The organism is Pasteurellaceae bacterium RH1A, from assembly GCA_012221805.1.
Taxonomy (GTDB): domain Bacteria; phylum Pseudomonadota; class Gammaproteobacteria; order Enterobacterales; family Pasteurellaceae; genus RH1A.
Window position 1 is genome coordinate 1227044 of record CP015195.1, and the last position, 24734, is coordinate 1251777.

The 24734-nt window shown below is 47.7% G+C and carries 16 protein-coding genes; 12 read left to right on the plus strand and 4 right to left on the minus strand.

The window, feature by feature from the left end; all coding sequences use genetic code 11:
* Positions 1-18: 18 nt before the first annotated feature.
* Together A4G20_05790 and A4G20_05795 are read left to right on the plus strand one after the other, a co-directional pair.
* On the plus strand, positions 19-990 hold the full coding sequence (locus A4G20_05790; GenBank protein QIW16861.1) for a selenide,water dikinase SelD: 972 nt from the start codon (positions 19-21) through the stop codon (positions 988-990).
* The gene (locus A4G20_05795; GenBank protein QIW15878.1) at positions 990-2186 is read left to right on the plus strand and encodes a 2-octaprenyl-6-methoxyphenyl hydroxylase; all 1197 of its coding nucleotides are present in this window, start codon (positions 990-992) and stop codon (positions 2184-2186) included. Before A4G20_05790 ends, A4G20_05795 begins: the two co-directional genes overlap by 1 nt.
* An 84-nt stretch (positions 2187-2270) precedes the next feature.
* On the opposite strand, the gene A4G20_05800 is transcribed toward A4G20_05795, so the two are convergent.
* Complete coding sequence (locus A4G20_05800) at positions 2271-3233, minus strand: 23S rRNA pseudouridine(955/2504/2580) synthase (protein ID QIW15879.1); 963 nt, start codon at positions 3231-3233, stop codon at positions 2271-2273.
* 319 nt (positions 3234-3552) lie between these two features.
* Between A4G20_05800 and A4G20_05805 the strand changes: the two genes are divergently transcribed.
* The 4 genes from A4G20_05805 (at position 3553) to A4G20_05820 (ending at position 9167) form a co-directional block, all read left to right on the plus strand.
* Positions 3553-5136, plus strand: coding sequence for a peptide ABC transporter substrate-binding protein (locus A4G20_05805; protein ID QIW15880.1), 1584 nt, complete (start codon positions 3553-3555; stop codon positions 5134-5136).
* Positions 5137-5447: 311 nt separating this feature from the next.
* Positions 5448-6401, plus strand: coding sequence for an ABC transporter permease (locus A4G20_05810; protein QIW15881.1), 954 nt, complete (start codon positions 5448-5450; stop codon positions 6399-6401).
* Positions 6401-8356: an ABC transporter gene (locus A4G20_05815; protein ID QIW15882.1), complete on the plus strand. Its 1956-nt coding sequence runs from the start codon at positions 6401-6403 to the stop codon at positions 8354-8356. The genes A4G20_05810 and A4G20_05815 overlap by 1 nt, the downstream gene beginning before the upstream one ends.
* 1 nt (position 8357) lies before the next feature.
* On the plus strand, positions 8358-9167 hold the full coding sequence (locus A4G20_05820) for an ABC transporter (GenBank protein ID QIW15883.1): 810 nt from the start codon (positions 8358-8360) through the stop codon (positions 9165-9167).
* 148 nt (positions 9168-9315) lie between these two features.
* Here A4G20_05820 and A4G20_05825 read toward each other — a convergent pair whose 3' ends face one another.
* The 3 genes from A4G20_05825 to A4G20_05835 all read right to left on the minus strand — a co-directional run bounded on the left by A4G20_05825 (position 9316) and on the right by A4G20_05835 (position 12296).
* Entirely contained in the window at positions 9316-9927 is a 612-nt protein-coding gene (locus A4G20_05825; GenBank protein ID QIW15884.1) for a transposase, read from the minus strand.
* Between the two features lie 428 nt (positions 9928-10355).
* Positions 10356-12068, minus strand: a complete 1713-nt coding sequence (locus tag A4G20_05830) for a hypothetical protein (protein QIW15885.1) — start codon at positions 12066-12068, stop codon at positions 10356-10358.
* Positions 12069-12071: 3 nt separating this feature from the next.
* A complete protein-coding gene (locus A4G20_05835; GenBank protein ID QIW15886.1) occupies positions 12072-12296 on the minus strand; it encodes a hypothetical protein in 225 nt (74 codons plus the stop codon).
* A gap of 351 nt (positions 12297-12647) precedes the next feature.
* On the opposite strand from A4G20_05835, the gene A4G20_05840 reads away from it, so the two are divergent.
* From A4G20_05840 to A4G20_05865, 6 genes are all read left to right on the plus strand, one after another.
* Entirely contained in the window at positions 12648-12824 is a 177-nt protein-coding gene (locus tag A4G20_05840; GenBank protein ID QIW15887.1) for an addiction module toxin, HicA family, read from the plus strand.
* 18 nt (positions 12825-12842) lie between these two features.
* The gene (locus tag A4G20_05845; protein ID QIW15888.1) at positions 12843-13244 is read left to right on the plus strand and encodes a hypothetical protein; all 402 of its coding nucleotides are present in this window, start codon (positions 12843-12845) and stop codon (positions 13242-13244) included.
* Positions 13245-13430: 186 nt separating this feature from the next.
* Complete coding sequence (locus A4G20_05850) at positions 13431-13673, plus strand: bifunctional antitoxin/transcriptional repressor RelB (GenBank protein ID QIW15889.1); 243 nt, start codon at positions 13431-13433, stop codon at positions 13671-13673.
* On the plus strand, positions 13663-13953 hold the full coding sequence (locus tag A4G20_05855) for an addiction module toxin RelE (GenBank protein QIW15890.1): 291 nt from the start codon (positions 13663-13665) through the stop codon (positions 13951-13953). The genes A4G20_05850 and A4G20_05855 overlap by 11 nt, the downstream gene beginning before the upstream one ends.
* Before the next feature lie 56 nt (positions 13954-14009).
* On the plus strand, positions 14010-14447 hold the full coding sequence (locus A4G20_05860; GenBank protein ID QIW15891.1) for a rod shape-determining protein MreD: 438 nt from the start codon (positions 14010-14012) through the stop codon (positions 14445-14447).
* A gap of 826 nt (positions 14448-15273) precedes the next feature.
* Positions 15274-24537 carry a hypothetical protein gene (locus A4G20_05865; protein ID QIW15892.1) on the plus strand — a complete coding sequence of 3088 codons (9264 nt, stop codon included), beginning with the start codon at positions 15274-15276 and terminating at the stop codon, positions 24535-24537.
* Positions 24538-24734: the final 197 nt, after the last annotated feature.

Sequence of the window (24734 nt, forward strand, 5' to 3'; positions counted from 1 at the left end):
TGCAAGATTTCCCCTAAGGTGCTAGAGCAGATTTTGCATAGCGAACAGGCCAAATTTATCGACCCCCACCTCCTGGTGGGCAATGAAACCAAGGACGATGCGGCGGTTTATGACATCGGTAATGGGGTGGGCATTGTCAGTACCACCGACTTCTTTATGCCTATTGTCGATGACCCCTTCGACTTCGGTCGGATTGCTGCCACCAACGCCATCAGCGATATTTTCGCCATGGGCGGCAAGCCCATTATGGCCATTGCCATTCTAGGTTTCCCGATTAACAAATTACCTGCCCAAGTGGCCCAGCAAATTGTTGAGGGCGGCCGTTTCGCCTGCCAGCAGGCAGGGATCGCTTTGGCAGGCGGCCATTCCATTGACAGCCCAGAACCGATTTTCGGCCTGGCGGTAACAGGGATTATTTCAACCGAGCAGGTCAAGAAAAATGCTTCAGCCCAGGCTGGTTGTGAATTATTCCTAACCAAGCCGCTGGGCATTGGTGTCCTGACCACAGCGGAAAAACAGGGCAAGCTTAGAGATGAGCATAAGAACCTGGCCCGGGATGTGATGTGCCAGATGAACCTGATCGGGGCGGAGTTTGCCAAGGTGGACGAAGTTACCGCAATGACTGATGTAACAGGCTTTGGGTTGTTGGGGCATTTAAGCGAAATCTGCCAAGGCTCTAACCTGCGGGCAGAGGTGGATTTCAGCCAAATCCATACCCTAGACGGGGTCAAAGACTATATCGCCCAAGGGGCCGTACCAGGCGGAACAGGGCGGAACTTTGACAGCTACGGCCACTTGATTTCGCCTTTAACCGATGAACAAAAGGCCATCTTGTGCGATCCGCAAACCTCAGGCGGCCTCTTAATTGCGGTTAAGCCGCAAGCGGTCGAAAAAGTACAAAAACTTGCAAAAGCCCAGAGCGTGCCGCTTTTCCCAGTTGGCCGATTGCTGGATGCGGATGCAAATAAAGCACTCATTGAGGTGAAATAATGCAAGAGTTTGATGTGGTGATTGTTGGCGGGGCGGTAACCGGTTCAGTGCTGGCCTTGGCCTTGAGTAGTTTTAGCCAGCATGGGATGCGGATTGCCATCGTTGAGAAATCTGCCCCTAACTATGAAGAGCAGGGCGGCTTTGATGCCCGCTCTATTGCTTTGGCCCAGGGATCTTTGCAAAAATTTGCCCAAATCCAACCGCTTGTAGGGGAGAATTTGGGGCTGCTTATTCAAAGACTGGGTACGCCCATCAAGCAGATCCAGGTCTCTGATTTAGGCCATTTTGGCAAGACCAACCTGTCTGCCCAAGAGCAGGGCCTGGCCCAGTTGGGTGTAGTTGTGCCCCTGGCTGATCTGGGGCGGGACTTGAGTAGCCTGATCAAGCAAGACACTAACATCAAACTTTTTTGCCCCGATACGGTGGCAGACATTCACCGCAGCCAAGAACAATGTCAGATTAAGCTGGCAAGTGGCCAAGAACTCGCCTGCCAGCTCCTGGTAGCAGCGGATGGCATTCAGTCCAAAATCGCTCAGGCCTGCGGGGTGGAAACCCTCCAACTCAAGGACTATGAGCAGTCGGCCATCATTGCCAATGTAGCCATCAGCCAGGTGCACCAGGGCCAGGCCTTTGAACGCTTTACCAGCCAAGGCCCTCTGGCCCTCCTTCCCCTTAGGGATAAACAGATGTCCCTGGTCTGGTGTGTAAAAAATCCAGAGGAATTGACCGCTTGTTCTGATGAAACCTTCCTAGCTCGTTTGCAAGAAGCCTTTGGCTGGCAGTTGGGCAAGTTTGAACAGGTCAGCCAACGCTTTGTCTATCCGCTCAGCTCCCAAAGGGCTGCCAGCCACATCCACCACCGCCTGGCCATTGTGGGCAATGCCGCCCAGCTCCTCCACCCTGTGGCAGGCCAGGGCTTTAATTTGGGTTTAAGGGATCTCTATGAACTGGCCGCCCTGCTAGGCCAGGCCTATTTGAAGGGGCAGGATTTGGGAGCTTACCAGCTCCTGCAAGCTTACTCTCAGGCTCGTCAGGCCGATCAGGCCCGGATCATCGGGATAACAAGCGGGCTGATTTCCCTCTTTTCTTGCGAATTTCTGCCAGTGCAGGTGGTGCGTAATCTGGGCTTGATAGTGGCTTCCCATCATCAAGTTGCTCGGGATCGGGTGGTTAATCAGGCCTTGGGGGCGTATTAGCCAAGTAGTCACAGATGGCGCCAGCCTCCAGGCTGGTGCCCAAATTATAAGCACCAGCCTGGAGGCTGGCGCTAGCATTTTTCCTTACTGCTCACTTCTTAACTTAGCCAAAACCGCCTTCAGCTGTTTATCCAAAGGGGCGGTAATCCGCATTTCCTCTTCCGTTTTGGGGTGGATAAAACGGATGGCATGGGCGTGGAGGAAGAGGCGCTTGAGGCCCAGGGTCTGCATTTTCTCATCAAAGGCCTTGTCGCCATACTTGTCGTCAAGGGCGATGGGGTGGCCGGCAAATTGGGTGTGAACCCGAATTTGGTGGGTGCGGCCGGTAATGGGGGAGGCCTTAACCAAGGTGGCCTGGGCATAGCGTTCTTCAATGGCAAAGCGGGTTTCAGACGGTTTGCCTTCTTCGCTAACCCGTACAATCCGCTCTCCGCTGGCCAGTTCGTTCTTATTAAGCGGGGCCTTGATCACCTTGCAATGGGCCTGCCATTGGCCTCGTACCAGGGCCAGGTAGTCTTTTTGTACCACCTTTTCCCGCAGTTGTTCATGCAGGCTGCGTAGGGCAGAGCGTTTTTTAGCCACCAAGAGAATGCCTGAGGTATCTCGGTCAATACGGTGAACCAGCTCTAAAAAGCGAGCCTGGGGGCGTAAAGCTCGTAGGGCTTCAATAACCCCAAAACTCAAGCCGCTACCACCGTGAACTGCAATGCCAGAAGGTTTGTTGATAACCAGTAAAACCTCATCTTCATAAAGAATCTGGCTTTCTAGCTCGGCCACCTTATTGAGCTTGGTGGAAATGGGGGCTTCATTTTTTTCGGCCACCCGCACAGGCGGGACCCGCACGACATCATCGGCTTGGAGCTTGTATTCAGGCTTGATCCGCCCCTTGTTTACTCGCACCTCGCCCTTACGTACAATACGGTAGATAAGGCTCTTGGGCACGCCCTTGAGCTTGGCTAGCAGGAAGTTGTCGAGCCGTTGGCCAGCTTCGTCGTCGCTGATGGTGAAAAATTGCACTGCTGCACTGATGATTTTTTCGTTATTCATATTATTCTTAGCTTGGAACGTAATGGGGCAAATGTTACCATACTTCCAGCCCAAATGGCCTGCTCATTTGGGGGCAAATTGCCGATTTCTCTGAAAAATTCCCCGCTTAACGTGATGTAGATCACAATTCTAGAAACTCATCTCCTTGCTTGATTGACACAGGCTTTCTTAGTGTTATGATGTCTTTAATCCAAATTTAATTCTAGATTTGATTAATTCACTTCATTTTTAGGATTAATCCTGATCGTGATTGTGCAGATGCAGTTTTCCTGATTTCAATCATTTTCTTAAACGCTCTTAACCAAACTAGAGGTGGTTTATGACTCAACATTTTGAACTTAATCAATCCCGTCGTGGCTTTATGAAATTGTTAGCAGGCGTTGGTGCAGGCTTGGCCTTCACAGGTACTTTAGGCTCCTTTTCACCAAATGCCTTAGCTGCTCCAGCCAAGGGTAGCACCATTGAAGCAGGTATTGCCTACCCGCTATCAACAGGTTTCGACCCAATGAGCTCTACCGGGGCTTCAGCCATGGCGGCCGACCTACACTTCTTTGAAGGCTTGGTGGATTTACACCCTGCAACACGTCAGCCTTACCTGGCCCTTGCTGCCAAAGAGCCTGAAATGGTTGATGATGTGACCTATCGTATTACCTTACGTGATGGTGCGGTCTTCCACCACGGTGCACCTGTAACCACCGAAGACGTGGTTTTCTCTTTTGAACGTGTGTTAGACCCGAACACCAAATCACTCTTTGCTCAATTTATTCCATTTATCCAAAGCGTGAAAGCCGTTGATGATAAAGTGGTTGAGTTTAAACTTAAATATCCATTTGGCCTCTTTAAAGAGCGTTTAACCATCATCAAAATCGTGCCAAAAGCCTTAATTGAAGAAAAAGGCCAAGCCCACTTTGATGCCAACCCAGTCGGTACTGGCCCATATAAATTCGTGTCAGCGGTGAAAGATGACCGTATCGTCTTTGAAGCCAACCCAGCCTATAACGGCCCATACCCAGCCACCGTTGAGAAAATGACCTGGTTCTTACTCTCTGACGATGCTGCCCGTGTAGCTGCCCAAGAGTCTGGCCGTACCCAAGCCATGGAAAACGTCCCTTACTTAGATGCTGATCGCTTAAAACGTAAAGGTGATGTGGAATCTGTCCAATCCTTCGGCCTGATCTTCTTAATGTTTAACTGCCAAAAAGCACCGTTTAACGATAAACGTGTTCGCCAAGCCCTCCACTATGCGATTGATACCCAAAAATTAATCGACATCGTCTTCCTAGGCAATGCGAAAGCGGCAACCTCTTATGTTCAAGAGACCCACCCAGACTATGTGAAAGCGACCACGCAATTTGATTACGACTTGAAAAAAGCAGAAGCCTTACTCAAAGAAGCTGGCGTAACCAAACTCGAATTCACCACACGTTCAACCGCCCACAAATGGGTTGTGGACTCTGTACAGGTGATTTTGGAAGACTGGAACAAGATCCCAGGCGTGAAAGTGAGCAACATTGCTTCCCAATCACCATACAATGATGGTGTGGATGCGGGTAACTTTGATGTGCTTCTTGCCCCAGGTGACCCATCTGTATTCGGTAACGACTTAGACCTTCTCTTAAGCTGGTGGTACCGTGGTGATGTATGGCCGAAAAACCGCTTCCGCTGGTCTGATACGGCTGAATATGCAGAAGTCCAAAAATTACTTGATGCTGCCGTTGCTGCCAAAACACCTGCTGAAGCCCGTGAGATTTGGGGTAAAGCCATCAACATCATTGCTGAAGAAGCTGCCCTTTACCCAATTGTTCACCGCAAACTTCCAACTGCATGGAACAATAAACAACTCGAAGGCTTCCAACCGTTACCAACAACGGGTATGTCCTTCTTAGGGGTTTCTCGTAAGTAGGCTCTAATGAAATTCCCTCGTATAGAGGGAATTTCAGTTCCCCTCTTTGACAAAGAGGGGCTAGGGGAGATTTTAAAGCGTGAAAACGGAGTTAATAAAATTGTTTAGCAGGCTGATAAGAAATTATCTCAGGCTCTTCTTTTATGAGCTTCATATCGCTTCTGTCAAATCTCCCCCTTCCCCTCTTTTCTAAAGAGGGGAGTACCTTACAAGCGGTGCAATCTTCTCAAAAATTTGCAAAAAATCTTCAATTTTGACCCGCTTGCATACCAAAATCCTATCCACTTGCTTTATTTAGGTCGGAGAAAAAAATGGAAATCGTACTTCGTTTACTGATGCGGCGCTTAATGGCATTACCTCTTATGATGCTGGGCGTGAGCGCATTGGTTTTTATCATTTTACAATTTACCCCCGGTGATCCAGCCTCGGTTGCCTTGGGTGAAAGTGCCAGTGAAGCTGCCAAAGAGCTTTATCGCCAACAACACGGCTTGAATGACCCTGTACTGGTGCAATACTTCCGCTTTATTGGTAACGTGCTTGTCCTTGATTTTGGGGTGACCACACCGCCAGAACAACCTATTACTTCCCTTATCGCAAAATCCTTCCCCCTCACCCTTCAATTAACCTTTATCGGGGTGTTTTTTGCGGCTATTGTTTCTTTTTCCTTGGGTATCCTTGCCGCCCTTCATCGTGACCGTTGGATTGACCAAGTTATTCGCTTACTCTCAGTGGCTGCGGTGGCAACACCATCTTTCTGGCTGGGTATTCTTTTAATTCAATATTTCTCCCTTGAGCTAGATTGGTTGCCATCAGGGGGCTTTGTGCCATTTAGTGAAAACCCTGTGGAATATGCCCGTTCTATGATCCTGCCATCCCTGGCCTTAGCGGTGCCAGTTTGTGCTTCTTTAATCCGTGTGGTGCGTACCACCATGGTGGAAGAAATGGACAAGGACTATGTGCGTACTGCCATTGGTAACGGCGTGCCTTATTCAACCGTTATCCGCCACAACGTCTTGCGTAATGCCCTCATTACCCCTGTTACCGTGCTTGGTTTACGTGTGGGCTACTTGCTGGGTGGTGCCGTGGTTATCGAACAGATCTTTGACTTGCCGGGCATGGGTAAACTCATTTTTAACGGTATCGTCAACCACGACTTACACCTCGTACAAGGTGTGGTGCTCACTATCGCCTTTACCTTTGTATTGGTGAATATCATCGTAGATATTCTTTACCTCCTCATCAATCCAAAAATTCGGAGTCTATAATGTTTCGCCAAGGATTAGCTGATAGACTTGCTTCAGGCGGGGCAAGATTCAAAGCATTATCAACCGCCTCTAAATTGGCTCTCGCATTTATCGTCCTTGTGGCATTGATGGCAATTTTTGCACCACTGGTTTCGCCTTACGATCCACTGCAAACCCTCCGTCCAGTTCAAGCGCCAAGTGCAGATTATTGGTTCGGAACTGACCGCTTAGGGCGTGATATTTTCTCTCGTATTGTTTACGGGGCACAAACCTCACTCTTTATCGGCCTGGGTGCAGTTGGCCTTGCCATTGTGCTGGGCAGTATCTTGGGTGCAACCGCAGCCACTGCGGACAAATTCGGCAACGAAGTCATCATGCGTTTGATGGATATTTTGATGGCCTTCCCGGGTATCGCCTTAGCTGCTGTATTACTTGCTACTTTAGGTAACGCCGTGCCAATCATCATCCTTGCCATTGCTATTGTTTACACACCACAGCTTGCTCGTGTCGTACGTGCTAACGTCGTATCTCAATGGGAAGAAGATTATGTGCGTGCTGAACGCGTAATTGGTGGTAGCCGTACCTACATTCTGCTTAAACACGTGGTGCGCAATACCGCAGCGCCTGTGCTGGTATTTGCAACCGTGATGGTGGCTGATGCGATCGTACTTGAAGCCTCTCTCTCCTTCTTAGGCGCAGGTGTACAATTGCCACAGCCTTCTTGGGGGAACGTGCTCTCTGAAGGCCGTAACATCGTCTTAAGTGGTTTCTGGTGGGCAACAACCTTTGCTGGTTTAGCCATCCTTTTAACCGTGCTTTCACTGAATATCTTGTCTGAAGGCTTAACCGATGCTTTAGTTAATCCAAAACTCAAAGCCAGCCCGAAACAAAAAGCCAACGATGTGGCCAAACCGCTTTCAACTGACGTGCAAGAAGCGATGGCTGAAGGCTTAGCGCTCAAACGCTACTTGGCTCAATTGCAAGAAGTCGAAAGCAAACGCACCGACCGTATGAAACTCAACCCAGATGCCAAACCGATTTTACAGGTCAAAAACCTTTCCATCCGTTTCCCAAATCGCTATGGCGAAACCCCATTAGTGGATGATATTAGCTTCACTGTTCACGAGGGCGAAACCATGGGCTTGGTGGGTGAGTCTGGTTGTGGTAAATCCATTACTGCCTTCTCCATCATGGGCCTGTTACCGAAAACGGCCAAGATTACGGGTGAAATCCTCTTCACCGACCGCTCTGGCAAACAGCATAATCTCTTGGAATCCAACGAGCTTAATGCCTTACGTGGCCATGAAATCTCCATGATCTATCAAGATGCCTTGAGTGCCCTTAATCCATCTATGCGGATCAAGGATCAAATGGCCCAGCTTATTAGCCGTGGTGGTAAGCAAAGTGCTGAGACCTTGCTCCAATGGGTAAAACTCGATCCAGAGAAAACCCTCAACCGCTATCCGCATGAACTTTCAGGTGGCCAACGTCAGCGTGTTCTCATCGCCATGGCCCTGGCTCGTGAACCAAAACTTTTGATTGCTGATGAACCAACGACGGCACTAGACGTAACCGTTCAGGCAGAAGTCATCAAGTTGCTCAACGAATTGCGGGAAAAACTCGGTTTTGCCATGGTCTTTGTGAGCCACGATTTGGCCTTGGTTGCCCAAATTGCCCACCACATCACCGTTATGTATGCCGGCCAAGTGGTGGAAGCAGCGCCAACCTCGCCACTCTTAGAGAACCCAACCCACGAATATACCCGTGGCTTACTTGGCTCCGTGCTTTCAACCGAAGCCCGGGCAGAGCGTCTCTACCAAATTCCAGGCAGTGTGCCATCTCCGTTTGACTTTGCTAAAGGCGACCGCTTCGCCAGCCGCTCGCTCAGACCAGATGCCAACCCTGATAAACGCTTGAAACTTGTGCCAGTCGGCGATCACCCTAAACACGTTTGGGCATCACACTTGGAGAACTAAGATGAGCAGTATTAAAGTAATCAAAGAACAGCCAATCATTGAATTGGAAGACATTGTGGTGCAGTTCCGTTCTCGTGAAGGCACGCTCTTTAACCCCAAAAAATTCACCGCAGTCGGTGGGGTAAACCTGCAAATTCACGCAGGGGAAACAGTTGGGATCGTAGGCCAGTCTGGTTGTGGTAAATCCACCATGGCCAACGTGATTATCGGCCTACAAAAACCAACATCAGGTATTGTTAAATTCAACGGCTTGCAGATGAAATACGGCAGCACCGAAGCCCGCCGTCAGTTCGGCCGCCAAGTGTCGGTCATTTTCCAAGACCCCGCGACAGCCCTTAACCCACGTATGCGTGTGCTAGATATTCTCAAAGACCCGATGGATATTCACAACATACTGGAACCACATGAGCGAGAAAAACGCGTTTATGAGCTACTCTCTCGCGTGGGGTTGCCACGCTCAGCCGCCCTTGTTGAACCTACTCGTTTATCAGGTGGTCAAAAACAGCGTGTGGCGATTGCGCGTGCGCTGGCGCTCAACCCGAAACTGATTGTGGCAGATGAACCAACTTCCGCCCTTGACGTATCGGTACGGGCCCAGGTACTTAACCTCTTGGCCGACTTGAAAAAAGAGCTAAACTTAGCCATGGTTTTCATCTCCCACGACCTACAAACCGTTCACCAAGTTTCAGATCGAATTGTGGTCATGAACGGCGGTAAAATCATCGAAAGCGGCCCAGCCCACGAGGTATTTACCAATCCAAAAGATGAATACACCCGAACCCTACTGGCCGCAGCGCCATCGCTTTTGTAGGTTGCATTAAGCACAAAAGGCGGTAAGAAAAATCTTACCGTCTTTCTTTTCGGCATAAAAATAGGCATATAGGACAAAATAGTTGGTCTTTTTGCACTTTATGCCTCTATAGGACAAAAAAGTTGGTAAAGATTATTTTAACAGATCCTTACCAACTCTTTTTGTTCAAAAAGTCCTGTATAAACAAGATCTTATGCTTTCTTGTTAAACCGCTGTGCGGACGTAATTTGTCTTTTAGTTCCTTAAATAAACCTTCAATCCTATTTGTTGTCTTTTCAATATTTAATTCAGGATATTTCTCATAAGTAAAAATATATTCATAATAACGCTTAATACTCGCAGCAGCACTTCTTACACTTCGATGTTTATAAGGGTATTTCCCTTTTTCATTTGGTTTATCTGACCGTTCACTTAAAAACTCCTGGTGTTTTCTCTTCCATTCATATATTTTTAAATAAAATTCATTTTTAGAGCTGGTTTTAAGCGTCTTAATAATACTTTTTAATTCTCTTCCTGCATGTGATTGATGTTTCTTTCTCAATGCCCTCATTACGATTGCTACAAGATGAAACTGACACATCTGTGTTGGTGTATTGAACAAATCTTTTAAGAGGCCTCTACGCCCATCACAGGTAACTGATTGAATAATATAATTTCTTTCCCTTAAACGGTTCATGGCCTTCTTGTAATAGATATCTTTTTCTGTTTTGACTATTTGGTGATAAACCACCTTTTTTGTAGAGCTATCAATAAACACCATTACACCAAAATCTCGGTGAAAGAATGTTGTATCAATAATTAAGTTCAAGTATGTATTTTGAGGTTTATTTAAGGAGGATTTAGGGTGCTTCTCTAAATATCTTCGAATAGTTCGAGAAGAGCAAGAATATTTTTCTGCTAACTGTACTTGTGTTTGTTTTCCAGATGAATAATCAAGCCAAATTTTTTCAGGATCTAATTTATTCTTAAAGGTAAATGTTTTATTACAGCTAAGACATTTGTAACGCTGTACATTATTTTGTTTGCCATACTTCTGGATCGGGGAATGTTGGCAGAAAGGACAGTTTTTTGTGCATATTTCAAAAAGAGGGCTTAAAGCCTTGTACTATAAGGCTTTAAGCCACTTTTTACCAACTATTTTGTCCTATATGCCTGTTTTTGGGGGCATATAGGAAGAAATAGGCATATTTACTTCTCAACAAACTGATTGCTCTGCTGTAAGAGCTGCAAGAACATGGCCAGTGGTGGGCGGCTGGCTTTTTGTTTGTTCCCTTCGCTATCATAGTAGTCCAAATGGCCCTTGCGGTCGATTTGGTACTGTTCCCCAGTCGGCAAAATAGCCACATTCCACTGATAATTTGAGGCCAAGATCCAACGGCGGTGATTTTCTTGGGTTAAGTCAATCCCTTGGGCAAAGTCGCTGACAGGGTTTTGCACCTTAAAGAACTGTTTCAAGAGAGTGGGCATAATATCCAACTGGCTAGACAGGGAGTTATAGCGGTTGGGTTGCCCCTGCCAGTAGGCCAAGAAAGGTACTTCAATTTGGTCTTGGGCAAAGCTGTTTGAGTTTAAGTCCTTGCCTGCTTTTTCTGCGGTGATAAGGATGAGGCTCTTATGTAAAAGACCCTTGCCCTCAAGGCGCGTCCAAATAGTTTGGAGGGCTTGATCTAGGCTGGCCTTGTTTTCACTGGCCAAATCCAAGTAGCTAAAATGCGGCTGATTGGCGGCTTTTTCCAGCCAGGCCTGCCATTGGCCAATGGCCTCTGCATTGTCTTTGGCTTGTGGCAGCTTGAAGTCTTTAAAGAGGGAGCGCCCATAAATCGGCTCGGCAAAGCCATTGTGAGAGAAGAGCCCCAACTCGTAATGGGCGGCTTGCAGAGCCTGGATCAACGGAGAGGGAGTTTGTTCGTTTAAGATAGCATCAGTATAACGGCCGCTGAGGCTGTAAAAAAGGCTAACCAGGCTGGCCGCCTTGCTGTCGCCGCCGCTGTAGTGCTGCATAAAGCGTTGGGATTGCTGACTGATCTGCCAAAGTGTGGGCATGGTTTCAGGGGCAATGTCCTGATTGTTGAGTTCAGACAGGTTGATAATAACCAGGTTAATGGGCTGTTCAAGCGGGCCAAAGACAAGATTATTTTTCGGGTAATTTAAGAAAAAGGTGTCGGCCCGGCCCTGTTCTTCCGCCCGTTGGGCCAGATCTTGCTTGTCCACAAAGCCGTGCTTTTCTAAAAAGCTGCGAGCCGTCATAGGGTAGGAAAGTGGGTAGTTGGCCTTTTGGGCGGTAATGGGGCGGTAAACCGTCATATCGGCCCAGGCGTAAACCAGGTGGGTCAGGGTAAAGCAGGCCAGGAAAAAGAGGGCCACATACTTGCCCCATTTTTGGCGGCTGAAGCTGCGTAACTTGTTCCAACACCAGCGGGAGTAGAGCATTTGGGCCAGCAAAATCAAGGGCATGGGCACAAAGAGCAGCTGCCAATGGCGGGCCAATTCCCCTTCATCAGGATTGACCAACAAGTCCCAAACTAAGGGGGAAAGATGGAGGTAAAAACGCTTAAAGACCTCAGTATCCACCAAGAGCACCGTTAGCCCCGCACTGGCCACCACCACAGAAATGGCTCGAAAGGCTCGGTTATGCTTAATCACAAAGCTGAGCGGGAAGAGCAGGAGCAGGTAAACCGCAAAAATCACAAAGCTGAAATGGCCAAAGAGGCTAACGAAAAAGTAGAGCTTGCCCAAAAGGGTGTTGGGCCAGTCGGCCTCAAAGGCATAGCGGGAGGCAATCAAGAGCGCCAGCACAATGTTAAAAAGCGCAAACCAATGCCCCCAGGCAATACGTTGCGAGGTTTCTTCTCGGTATTGACGAGAGTTTTCAGGGAGCAGCTGGCGAACTTGGTTTAGCATAGGTTAGTGAATAGACTTTAAGGAGTTTTTCAGGGCATCAGCAAAGGCCTCGGCCAAGACTTCACGTTGTTCAGGGCTGCGGATGCTGTTTTGCAAAATATTACTGACCACATTGCCCAGGGCCATAAGGGAGAGATCCGCAGGTGCCTTGTGCTTTTCCAGCACAATGATGAGGTCGTTTAAAAGGGCGTCAAGTTGTTGGTCTTGGTATTTAGATTTGCTTGCCATTTGGATTGATTAAGAGAGAAAAATTGAGCCAATAGTAGCACAAATTAGGGAGAATAAAAATAGGCCAAAAAACGGAAGACAAGCGGCTCTTCCCTATTAAAATTTGCAAATTCCTACCATTTTTAGGCCGCTTGATGGTTGTTTTTCTCTCTTTATCTTCGCATACATGGCATGAAGCAAAAATTTTTCTGTTCACAAGCACAAAAAATGATTTTTTCGATCTGGATCGTAAAAATTGATGGCTAAACTTGTTTTATTGGCTCAAAGCGTGAAAATGCTTGAGAGAAAATTCTTGCAGCAAGTTTGGTTTATACTCATAATACACATCTAAAAATAAGGAGAGCAGTAAGAATGAATAGCAAAAAAATGATAAAACTGCTCAAACAAGACGGTTGGTATCTTGATAGCGTGAGCGGAAGCCATCACCACTTTGAACACCCAACCAAAAAGGGGAAAGTTACCGTTCCCTATCCAAGAGAAGAACTTGGATTTTTAGAAAAACTTATTCGAAAACAAGCGGGGCTATAAACCCCTTTAAGGAGCCTTATGTTATATCCAATCGCTTTTCAAAAAGTTTCAGATGGTTATGTTGTGGCTGTGCCTGATATTTCAGGCTGTTTTTCCGCTGGCAATACGCTAGAAGAAGCCTTTGCCAACACCAAGGAGGCCATTACCAGCCACCTAGAACTCTTGGTGCGTGATGGCGAAGAAGTACCAAAACCAACCAGCATAGAGAGCCATCAAGATAACCCTGATTATGCGGATACTGTCTTTTCGGTGGTCGATGTGGACATCACTCATTTACTGGGCAAGGCTGAACGCATTAACATCACCATGCCTGGCTACCTTATCAAACGTATTGATGAATTTGTTGCCGTCCATAAAGAATATAAGAACCGTAGCAGCTTTTTATCTAAAATTGCGGCCGATAAGATTTTGGCTGCTTAATACCTCCTAGGTTCAAACGGCGCCTTAAAACGCACCCTACCCAAGCGGTTAAAATCAGTGAGAAATTTGCAAATTCCTACCATTTTTAGGCCGCTTGATGATTTCCTTTTCCTTCTTTATCTTTACCTTTACTTGCATTACAAACAGCATTACAATATCTACCATTAACCCAATAAGGAGTATTACATGGCAACCTTAAATGTTCGTTTAGACGACAAGCTCAAACAAGAAACCTATGCCGTATTGGCCGATCTTAACATTAGCCCAAGCGAAGCAATCCGCCTTTATTTTCAGTACATTACTGATAATCGAAATCTGCCCATCAAGCAGACCGTTATAACGGAGGAAGAGGACGAGTTACTTCAAACCGTCCGCTATCGTCTTGCTAATCCACAACCAGGTATTAGAGTAACGCTTGATGAACTATGAATTAGAATTTGACCCTCGAGCCATGAAAGAGTGGCGGAAGTTGGATCAAACGGTTCGGGATCAATTTAAAAAGAAACTGGATGAAGTCCTTAAAAATCCTGAAATTCCTGCCAACAAACTTAGCGGTTATCCAAACTGCTATAAAATCAAATTGCGTAAACTTGGTTATCGCTTAATTTACCAAGTGAAAAATGATGTTGTGCTTGTTTTTGTTCTGGCCATTGGCAAACGAGAGCGAGAAGCAGCCTATGACACGGCTAAAAATCGTTTAGTGAATTAGGTATTGGCACAAGCGATCACTCTCCCCGCTGGCGCCAGCCTCCAGGCTGGTGTCTTATATCAAACCTTATCAGCACCAGCGAGGACGCTGGCGCTATCAAAGGCCTGCGTCCAACCTGGATAGTCCTGGTGCTGCTGTATTGGACACTGGCTTTACCCAATAAAATTAACGTTGGCACAGCCTTTGCCGCAGGCATTGTTTGGGATTTGATCTTAGGCTCTATCTTGGGTATTCATGCCCTTGTCTTGTCCTTTGCCATTTATTTTGTGGCCAAATACCACCTGATTCTACGCAACCTCTCTCTTTGGCTACAAAGCCTCTTGGTCATGGGCTTTATTGTCCTCATTCGCTGTGGCATTTTCTTGGTGGAATTTATTTTACACAGTGCAGAATTTAACAGCCAAGAATTGGCCGGTGCAGTCATCAGTGGTGTGCTTTGGCCCTGGATCTTCCTGCTCATGCGCCATATTCGCCGAGGCTTGCATTTGCGTTAAGCATCCCACAAGCGGTCACTCCCCCTCAAAAACTTGCAAATTCCCACCATTTTTAAGCCGCTTGATAGTGGCTTTTTTCATATATTAGATTTGTTTTACCCCCCAGCACGGCAAAGCCTTACTGGGTTAAGCATCTTGAGCAGCTTTGCTGCTCCTCATTTCATAGCCCCAAAGGGGCTGACTTATGCGTAACCTAGCACGGCTCTGCCGCGCTAGGCCCCCCGTTGGCGCCAGCCTTTGCCCCCACAAGCGGTCACTTCCCATCAAAAATTTACAAATTCCCTCTTTAAAAGCCATTTTCTTTGCTTATTGAAGCACTAAATCACCCCCAACCTTTCAACAATTTTTTAGGCAATCGTTTACATTTGGCTAACAAGATGAAATGTAATGATGTTTTGCGTTGAACGTAAAGACAACGTAAGTTGTTAATTTACAAAAGAATTCACCTCCATTTGAAGTGATTATAACTTATTGATTTATAAGCAAAAAAAAAAAAAAAAAAAAAAAATAACTCCGAGCGCTCAACAAAAAATCAATATTTTCGTTTACATTGTGTACAAAGCTAATATAAAATAACCTCCCTCAAAAAAATCGCTGATTTTTGTTGAGGATTTAGCCGTTGTAAGTGCTAAAAATAATCATATTTCAAAGATTAATTTTTCATCAAAAATACAAAATTTACCCCTAAAGAGGTAATTGTGGGGTTGTTTATTTTGTAAGGTTTTAAGGGAATAAACGACTAATGATTGTTTGTGATTAGTTTTTGCTAGGTCTAGCAAAAGATTAATCTTTGAAATGCTCTATTGTGATATAGGATTAACAACAAATGAATAAAGTATTCAAAGTAATTTGGAACCATGCCACCCAAACCTGGATGGCCGTGTCTGAATTAACAAAAGGTAAGGGCAAGACTAAATCGTCTAAAAGCCTTACAGTAACTGCCGCAGCCCTAGGAGTGATGGGCGCAGTCGGCACTCTCACCACCCTAGACGCCAGTGCGGCAGGTCAATTTGGTGGTAACGGTAATGGTATCGGTATCTATGAAAAAGGCGAAAAAGTAGCAACCGCCACCCACCAATGGGCTATTGCCATCGGTAGTAATTCTAGCGCTCTTGGTGAGTATGATGTTGCCATCGGTGGACACGCTAAGGCAGATAGCCGTATTGCTGATGGATCTGCTGTTGCCATCGGTAAGCAATCCAACGCCACAGGCAACCGTACCACTTCCATCGGTACACACGCTGAAGCGGTTGCTGATAGAGCCACTGCCATCGGTACAGAGTCGAACGCTTATGGTAATTTCTCATCTGCGCTAGGTTTCCAGTCTAACGCATCGGGCGTTAATTCAACAGCATTGGGTAACGGAGCTCAAGCAAAAGGCATAGATAGTATTGCTTCAGGTACGCAGTCAAATGCAGCAGGCGAAAGATCAATTGCTATTGGTGTGGTTTCTACTGCTGAACAATATGGTTCTGCTGCATTAGGCCAATACGCTCACGCCAATGGAGAGCATGCGTCTGCACTGGGTTCTGGTGCTCAAGCCAAGGGTAATTTCACGTTATCCAGCGGTTATCAAGCGAAGGCTGATGGCCAAAATGCCACTGCATTAGGTACCAAAGCCAATGCCACAGGCGAAAACTCAACCGCTGTCGGCCGTGGGGCAACCACCAATGCAGGCAATGCCACCGCACTAGGTACAGGCTCACAAGCCCTAGCTCAAGGCTCAACAGCACTGGGTAAAGGTGCTAATGCTGCTGCTACTGCAACATCAGGCGTGGCAATCGGTGATGGCAGCTCAGTTACTCAACCTAACAGCGTCGCCCTAGGTGCAGGCTCTGTGGCAAATCGTACAATTGTCAATACCAACAACATCGTTAAAGATAAAAACCATCCGAATTTTAACGACATCTACTACAACTTCGTAGAAGAAGGCAGTAAGGGCAGAGCGGAGATTCTTAAAACTGTTACAGATATGGTGGGTACGGTTGCTGTTGGTAACTCAACACACACTCGCCAAATCACAGGCGTGGCAGCGGGTTATGAAGACTCTGATGCGGTGAACGTTGCCCAGCTTCGTGCCTTGGCAGAACATGTCAAAGAAAACACCAAAAACACCCAAGCATCTGTTGCAGTTGCACCAAACAATGCTACCTATGTAACAGTAACACCAAACACCACAGCCAATGAAAACGGCACTGTTCGTTATGATGTGGGTGTAAACACTCAAGTTATCAATGTAAACGCAACAACAGGCGATGTAACACAATCAGCCACCAATGGCTTGGCAAGAGCTAACAACGTTGCCGACACCATCAAGCGTTCAGGCTGGCAGATTGCTGGCAATGATAAAGCCAGCCTTGGCGTGGTTAATCCAGGCGAGAAGGTGAGCTTCCAAAACGGTGCCGCCACCAAAGCGACTGTAACCACCGAAGGCAACAACTTCAACGTCAAATACGATGTTCAAGTTGATGGCGACACCATCAAAATCGAAAACGGCGTGTTGAAGTCTAATGTTACCGACACCAACACCCAAGCGTCTGTTAGTACAACCACACCAGACTACATCTCGGTAACCACCAACGTTAATGCTAACAATCAAACCACCAACTACACCTTGGCAGCCAAAACTGGCACGATTGACACTAACACAAACACTGGTGCGATCACCGTTCCAGACTCCAACCAAAACGGTCTAGCAACTACCACTAACGTCGTAAACGCCATCAACGCAAGCGGTTGGGGTGTTGCAGGTGATAACGGCGCTCGTGTTGGTGTGGTGAACCCTGGCGAGCAGGTAAACTACAAAAACGGCGATGCGACCAAAGCAGTAGTAACCGCCAATGGCACCAACTTCGATGTTAAATACGATGTTGAATACGATGGCACTACCATCACCAAAAACGCCCAAGGCAAACTACAAGCGGTTGCGCCTGCACCAAAAATTACAGATATTACCACGGTAAATCAAGGCGATCTTATTAGTATTGCCACCGTGGTTCCTGATGGTGAAGGCGATGCTTTCTTAAATGCTTCAACCATCGTTCGTGGATTGAACAACACAGGCTTTAACCTAAGCACTTCAGGGGCTGGCAGTAACAAGACAGGCGCAGATCATCGTATTGCCAATGGCGAAACGCTCGATCTTGCCACAGGTGATTATATTAATATCACCCTAAAAGATAATGGCTATATGATTGGTGCTAGAACAGGCACGATTGCTACTCCAGTAACTGACATCACCAATACCGATGCAGGTAAGGTTACCACCCCAGCCACAAACGGCTTAGCAACTGTTCAAAACGTGGCAGATGTGGTCGCCAAATCTGGCTGGCAGCTACAAGCCAACGGCGAAACCAAAAACCTAGTAAACCCTGGTGAAGCGGTGAACTTCGTTGATGGCAAAGGCACCAAAGCCAATGTATCAGCCGATGGCAAAAATGTAACCTTTGATGCCAACGTAACTGAAATCAAAGCTGGCAATAACGTTACTGTTAATAACCAAGACGGCGTAGTAACCATCAATGCCAACAACACCCAAGCCACTGTCGTTGCCAAAACTGAAGGCGGCAAGGCACAAGGCGTAACTGTTACACCAAATGCGACCAAAAACGCCAACGGCACCACCATCTATGAAGTCGCTGCTAATGTTGATGGCAAAACCATCATCATCAACGACCAAGGTCAGTTGGTTGCCAATACGACCGATATTCACTATTTCAGCGTGAATTCAACAGGCGGCGGCAACTATAACAATGATGGTGCTAAAGCACCTGAAGCCATTGCTGTTGGTAAAAATGCAGCGGCAGAAGGACCAAGTGCAGTAGCCCTAGGTTTCAACTCAAAAGCTCAAGCAATCTCATCTGTCGCCATCGGTGATAGTGCAAGAGTGGCTGATGATGTTGATGGCGGCGGTGTAGCCATCGGTAGCAGTTCATCTGTCTTGGCAGGTCGTGCTGTGGCGGTAGGTATCGATGCCAAAGCTAACTCAACCAGCTCTGTCGCCATCGGTGATAACGTGCAAGTTGCTGCAACATCGAACAACTCTGTTGCTATCGGTAACTCAGCCCGTGCCAATGATGGATCAGACGACTCTGTAACCATCGGTAACAACTCATCAAGTAGCGCCCAAGGCGGCTTGGCACTTGGTGATGATGCTGATGTGTTAGATGGTGATACCAATGCTGTTGCCCTAGGTCGTGGCTCTAAAACTGAAAAACCGACCAGCACCAATAAGGCCAGCGTAAACGGCATTGACTACGAAAACTTCGCAGGCAGCGTATCAAACTCTGTGGTCAGCGTGGGTAATGCAACTGCCAAACGTCAAATCACCAACGTAGCCGCAGGCCGTATCAGTGCGGATTCAACAGATGCCATCAACGGCTCACAGCTATACTTAACCCAAAAGGCCCTTGGCAATCTAGCCAGCAGCACTGCAACCCACTTAGGTGGCGGCGTGCAGGTGAACAAAGATGGTTCATTAACAGCTCCTGTTTATAACATCTACACAGGTAACGTTGCACCAAACACCGCAGGCAGCAGCACAACATTGTTTGGCGCACCAGCCAACAACGTAGGCGATGCCCTAACCAACCTAAACACCTATGTAAACCAAGGTTTCTGGGTGGCTGACAAGGGTGCAAGGATCGGCAACGTAACCCCAGGTGACACCATCAATTTCGTTAATGGCAAAAACACCAAGGTAAACACCACTACCGAAGCAAACGGTGTAACCACTGTTACCTTTGACGTGGAAGGCCCGAAAATCACCACAACCCCAACAGCTGACGGCATAACCATCACCATCACCAACACTGATGGCACAAAAGAAGAAGCCGAAGTTAGACATGGTACTAACGGTAAAGACGGTAAAGACGGCACTAATGGTACTAACGGTACAGACGGTCAAGACGGTCGTGATGCTTCAGCTACTGTTGTAGACAATGGCGACGGCACCCACACCATTACCACCACAAGCGGTGACGGCACTGTAACCACTACCACTGTTAAAGACGGTGCAGCAGGTAAAGACGGTAAAGACGGTGCTAACGGTACAGACGGTCAAGACGGTCGTGATGCTTCAGCTACTGTTGTAGACAATGGCGACGGCACCCACACCATCACTACCACAAGCGGTGACGGTACTGTAACCACTACCACTGTTAAAGACGGTGCAGCAGGTAAAGACGGTAAAGACGGTGCTAACGGTACAGACGGTCAAGACGGTCGTGACGCTTCAGCTACTGTTGTAGACAACGGCGACGGCACCCACACCATCACCACCACAAGCGGTGACGGCACTGTAACCACTACCACTGTTAAAGACGGTGCAGCAGGTAAAGACGGTAAAGACGGTGCAGCAGGTAAAGACGGTACTAACGGTACAGACGGTCAAGACGGTCGTGACGCTTCAGCTACTGTTGTAGACAACGGCGACGGCACCCACACCATCACCACCACAAGCGGTGACGGCACTGTAACCACTACCACTGTTAAAGACGGTGCAGCAGGTAAAGACGGTAAAGACGGTGCAGCAGGTAAAGACGGTGCTAACGGTACAGACGGTCAAGACGGTCGTGATGCTTCAGCTACTGTTGTAGACAATGGCGACGGCACCCACACCATCACTACCACAAGCGGTGACGGTACTGTAACCACTACCACTGTTAAAGACGGTGCAGCAGGTAAAGACGGTAAAGACGGTGCTAACGGTACAGACGGTCAAGACGGTCGTGACGCTTCAGCTACTGTTGTAGACAACGGCGACGGCACCCACACCATCACCACCACAAGCGGTGACGGCACTGTAACCACTACCACTGTTAAAGACGGTGCAGCAGGTAAAGACGGTAAAGACGGTGCAGCAGGTAAAGACGGTACTAACGGTACAGACGGTCAAGACGGTCGTGACGCTTCAGCTACTGTTGTAGACAACGGCGACGGCACCCACACCATCACCACCACAAGCGGTGACGGCACTGTAACCACTACCACTGTTAAAGACGGTGCAGCAGGTAAAGACGGTAAAGACGGTAAAGACGGTGCAGCAGGTAAAGACGGTACTAACGGTACAGACGGTCAAGACGGTCGTGACGCTTCAGCTACTGTTGTAGACAACGGCGACGGCACCCACACCATCACCACCACAAGCGGTGACGGCACTGTAACCACCACCACTGTTAAAGACGGTGCAGCAGGTAAAGACGGTACTAACGGTACAGACGGTCAAGACGGTCGTGACGCTTCAGCTACTGTTGTAGACAACGGCGACGGCACCCACACCATCACCACCACAAGCGGTGACGGCACTGTAACCACTACCACTGTTAAAGACGGTGCAGCAGGTAAAGACGGTACTAACGGTACAGACGGTCAAGACGGTCGTGACGCTTCAGCTACTGTTGTAGACAATGGCGACGGCACCCACACCATCACCACCACAAGCGGTGACGGCACTGTAACCACTACTACTGTTAAAGACGGTGCAGCAGGTAAAGACGGTAAAGACGGTACTAACGGTACAGACGGTCAAGACGGTCGTGACGCATCAGCCACTGTTGTAGACAATGGCGACGGTACTCACACCATCACCACCACAAGCGGTGACGGTACTGTAACTACTACTACTGTTAAAGACGGTGCTAATGGTAAAGACGGTGCAGCAGGTAAAGACGGTAAAGACGGTGCTAACGGTACAGACGGTCAAGACGGTCGTGATGCTTCAGCTACTGTTGTAGACAATGGCGACGGCACCCACACCATCACCACCACAAGCGGTGACGGCACAGTAACCACTACTACTGTTAAAGACGGTGCAGCAGGTAAAGACGGTAAAGACGGTACTAACGGTACAGACGGTCAAGACGGTCGTGACGCATCAGCCACTGTTGTAGACAATGGCGACGGTACTCACACCATCACCACCACAAGCGGTGACGGTACTGTAACTACTACTACTGTTAAAGACGGTGCTAATGGTAAAGACGGTGCTAACGGTACAGACGGTCAAGACGGTCGTGATGCTTCAGCCACAGTTGTAGACAACGGCGACGGCACCCACACCATCACCACCACAAGCGGTGACGGCACTGTAACTACTACCACTGTTAAAGACGGTGCAGCAGGTAAAGACGGTAAAGACGGCACTAATGGTACTAACGGTACAGACGGTCAAGACGGTCGTGACGCTTCAGCCACTGTTGTAGACAATGGCGACGGCACCCACACCATCACTACTACAAGCGGTGACGGCACAGTAACCACCACCACTGTTAAAGACGGTGCTAATGGTAAAGACGGTAAAGACGGTGCAGCAGGTAAAGACGGTGCTAACGGTACAGACGGTCAAGACGGTCGTGACGCTTCAGCCACTGTTGTAGACAATGGCGACGGCACCCACACCATCACCACCACAAGCGGTGACGGCACTGTAACCACTACCACTGTTAAAGACGGTAAAGACGGTGTAGATGGTATTAACGGTCTAGATGGTCGAGATGGTGAAGACGGCCGTGATGCTATTGCCAACGTTGTAGACAATGGCGACGGCACACACACCATCACCACAATCAGTGGCGACGGTACAATGACCAGCACAACTGTCAAAGACGGTACTAACGGTAAAGACTCATCTGCTACTGTTAAAGACAACGGCGATGGTACACACACTGTAACCGTAACCAGCGGTGACGGCACAGTAACCACAACAACCATCAACGATGGTACTGATGGTAAAGACGGTAACTCTGTAGCGATTAAGAGCACCACCAAAGATGGTGATACCACTAAGGTTGTTCTTGTAGAGAAAGACGCAGCTGGTAATGAAATCGCAGGCTCTGAGAAGAACCTAGAGATTAAAGACGGTACTAACGGTAAAGATGCATCAGCTACTGTTAAAGACAATGGCGACGGCACCCACACCATCACCACCACAAGCGGTGACGGCACTGTAACTACTACCACTGTTAAAGACGGTAAAGACGGTGTAGATGGTATTAACGGTCTAGATGGTCGAGATGGTGAAGACGGTCGTGATGCTATTGCCAACGTTGTAGACAATGGCGACGGCACCCACACCATCACCACAATCAGTGGCGACGGTACAATGACCAGCACAACTGTCAAAGACGGTACTAACGGTAAAGACTCATCTGCTACTGTTAAAGACAACGGCGATGGTACACACACTGTAACCGTAACCAGCGGTGACGGCACTGTAACCACAACAACCATCAACGATGGTACTGATGGTAAAGACGGTAACTCTGTAGCGATTAAGAGCACCACCAAAGATGGTGATACCACTAAGGTTGTTCTTGTAGAGAAAGACGCAGCTGGTAATGAAATCGCAGGCTCTGAGAAGAACCTAGAGATTAAAGACGGTACTAACGGTAAAGATGCATCAGCTACTGTTAAAGACAACGGCGACGGCACCCACACCATCACCACCACAAGCGGTGACGGCACTGTAACCACTACTACTGTTAAAGACGGTAAAGACGGTTTAGATGGTATTAATGGTCTAGATGGTCAGGATGGTCAGGATGGTCGTGATGCTATTGCCAACGTTGTAGACAATGGCGACGGCACACACACCATCACCACAATCAGTGGCGACGGCACAATGACCAGCACCACTGTTAAAGACGGTAAAGACGGTAAAGATGCAATCTTCAAAGTTGCAGGAAATGATGATGTGAAGAGCACCATCAACTCCGATGATACCGTGAACTTTGTAGATGGCAAAGGCACAACAGTAACTGTAACAGGCGAAGGCACTGGCACAGTAACCAACGTGTCTTACGACGTGAATGTTGATGGCGACACAGTGAAGATTGTTGATGGCAAATTAACTGCCAAAAACACCCAATCAACCACCAACAGCACCAATAAAACGGTTAAAATCACTGAAACCAACAATGAGAATGGTACGAAAAACTACGACCTAGCCGTAAACACTGGCAAAGGCTTGGAAGTTAATACTACCACTGGTGCGATTGATGTTGCGGTTGATGGCGATACCATTGTCTTTGATGGTAACAACATCAAAGCCAACACAGGTGAGCTAACCAACACTGACGGTAAAGTAGATGTACCAGCCGCACCAACAGCCTTAACCAACACCACCACGGTTGCTGATGCAATCAACAACTCTGGTTGGAGAACCACACTGACTGATGGTGATACAGAAGTTATCAACCCAGGCGATAAAGTGGACTTCGTTGATGGTGTAGGCACCAAAGCCAATGTGGAAGCAGATGCTGATGGCAATGTGAATGTAAGCTACGATGTCAATGCGGTAAACGGCAACGGCACAACAGTGAAATTCAACGATGCTGACAACTCATTCCAAGTTGACGTGAATACCGTTGGTGGTAAGGTAACAAATGGTAAAGTGGAAGCTCCAGTTAATACCACTGGTGGCAACACTTACTACAATGCAACCACTGTAACCAACCTGATCAATGAAGCTTCGCACAACATCACCGCTGACAACAGCAAAGGTGGCGTAAATGGTACACAGGTTAAAGCAGGCAGCTCAGCAGCTAAAGTGAAAGCGGGTGATACCGTAACTTATGCAGCGGGCAAAAACCTAGTGGTTAATCAATCTGGCACAACCGTAACCTACGGCTTGAGCGAGAATATTGATATCACTGGCAACGCGACAGTAAACAAAAACTTGACCGTGAATGGTGATACCACAGTAGGTAACTTGACTGTGAAACCTAACAGCAAGGTTGATATGGGTGGAAACCGTGTAACTAACGTTGCAGACGGTAAAGATCCAACCGATGCTGTGAACGTTCGCCAATTAAAAGGCGCAATCAGCAATGTTAATAACAACATTAACCGCGTTCGTAAGAATGCTAATGCTGGTGTAGCCTCTGTGGCGGCCATGAGCAACATTCCACAAGTTTACCTACCAGGTAAATCTGGTGTAGGTGCGGGTGTGGGTACTCGTGGTGGTGAAACTGCTGTGGCAGTGGGCTACTCAAGAGCGTCTGATAATGGTAAACACATTATCAAATTCTCAGGAAGTGCAGATTCCCAAGGCAAATTCACTGGCGGTGCAGGTTATATGTACCAATGGTAATCAGCTATTAACCTAAATAATAGAAATGCGACCTTCGGGTCGCATTTTTTATGGCTGCAAATAGTCCAAAGTTTTGGTTGGATTTATCTTGTATTTGATCCTAACTTTGTATAGAATACGCACTCTTTTTGGTGCTAGGTTTTGCCTGGCGTTTTTTTAATTACATATGGTATCAGACAGCCGAGTTGTATGCTCTG

Coding starts and splice junctions, on each gene's coding strand:
- A4G20_05795 (QIW15878.1), top strand. CDS start 990: ATGCAAGAGTTTGATGTGGTGATTGTTGGCGGGGCGGTAACCGGTTCA.
- A4G20_05800 (QIW15879.1), bottom strand. CDS start 3,233: ATGAATAACGAAAAAATCATCAGTGCAGCAGTGCAATTTTTCACCATC.
- A4G20_05805 (QIW15880.1), top strand. CDS start 3,553: ATGACTCAACATTTTGAACTTAATCAATCCCGTCGTGGCTTTATGAAA.
- A4G20_05810 (QIW15881.1), top strand. CDS start 5,448: ATGGAAATCGTACTTCGTTTACTGATGCGGCGCTTAATGGCATTACCT.
- A4G20_05815 (QIW15882.1), top strand. CDS start 6,401: ATGTTTCGCCAAGGATTAGCTGATAGACTTGCTTCAGGCGGGGCAAGA.
- A4G20_05820 (QIW15883.1), top strand. CDS start 8,358: ATGAGCAGTATTAAAGTAATCAAAGAACAGCCAATCATTGAATTGGAA.
- A4G20_05825 (QIW15884.1), bottom strand. CDS start 9,927: ATGGTGTTTATTGATAGCTCTACAAAAAAGGTGGTTTATCACCAAATA.
- A4G20_05830 (QIW15885.1), bottom strand. CDS start 12,068: ATGCTAAACCAAGTTCGCCAGCTGCTCCCTGAAAACTCTCGTCAATAC.
- A4G20_05835 (QIW15886.1), bottom strand. CDS start 12,296: ATGGCAAGCAAATCTAAATACCAAGACCAACAACTTGACGCCCTTTTA.
- A4G20_05840 (QIW15887.1), top strand. CDS start 12,648: ATGAATAGCAAAAAAATGATAAAACTGCTCAAACAAGACGGTTGGTAT.
- A4G20_05845 (QIW15888.1), top strand. CDS start 12,843: ATGTTATATCCAATCGCTTTTCAAAAAGTTTCAGATGGTTATGTTGTG.
- A4G20_05850 (QIW15889.1), top strand. CDS start 13,431: ATGGCAACCTTAAATGTTCGTTTAGACGACAAGCTCAAACAAGAAACC.
- A4G20_05855 (QIW15890.1), top strand. CDS start 13,663: ATGAACTATGAATTAGAATTTGACCCTCGAGCCATGAAAGAGTGGCGG.
- A4G20_05865 (QIW15892.1), top strand. CDS start 15,274: ATGAATAAAGTATTCAAAGTAATTTGGAACCATGCCACCCAAACCTGG.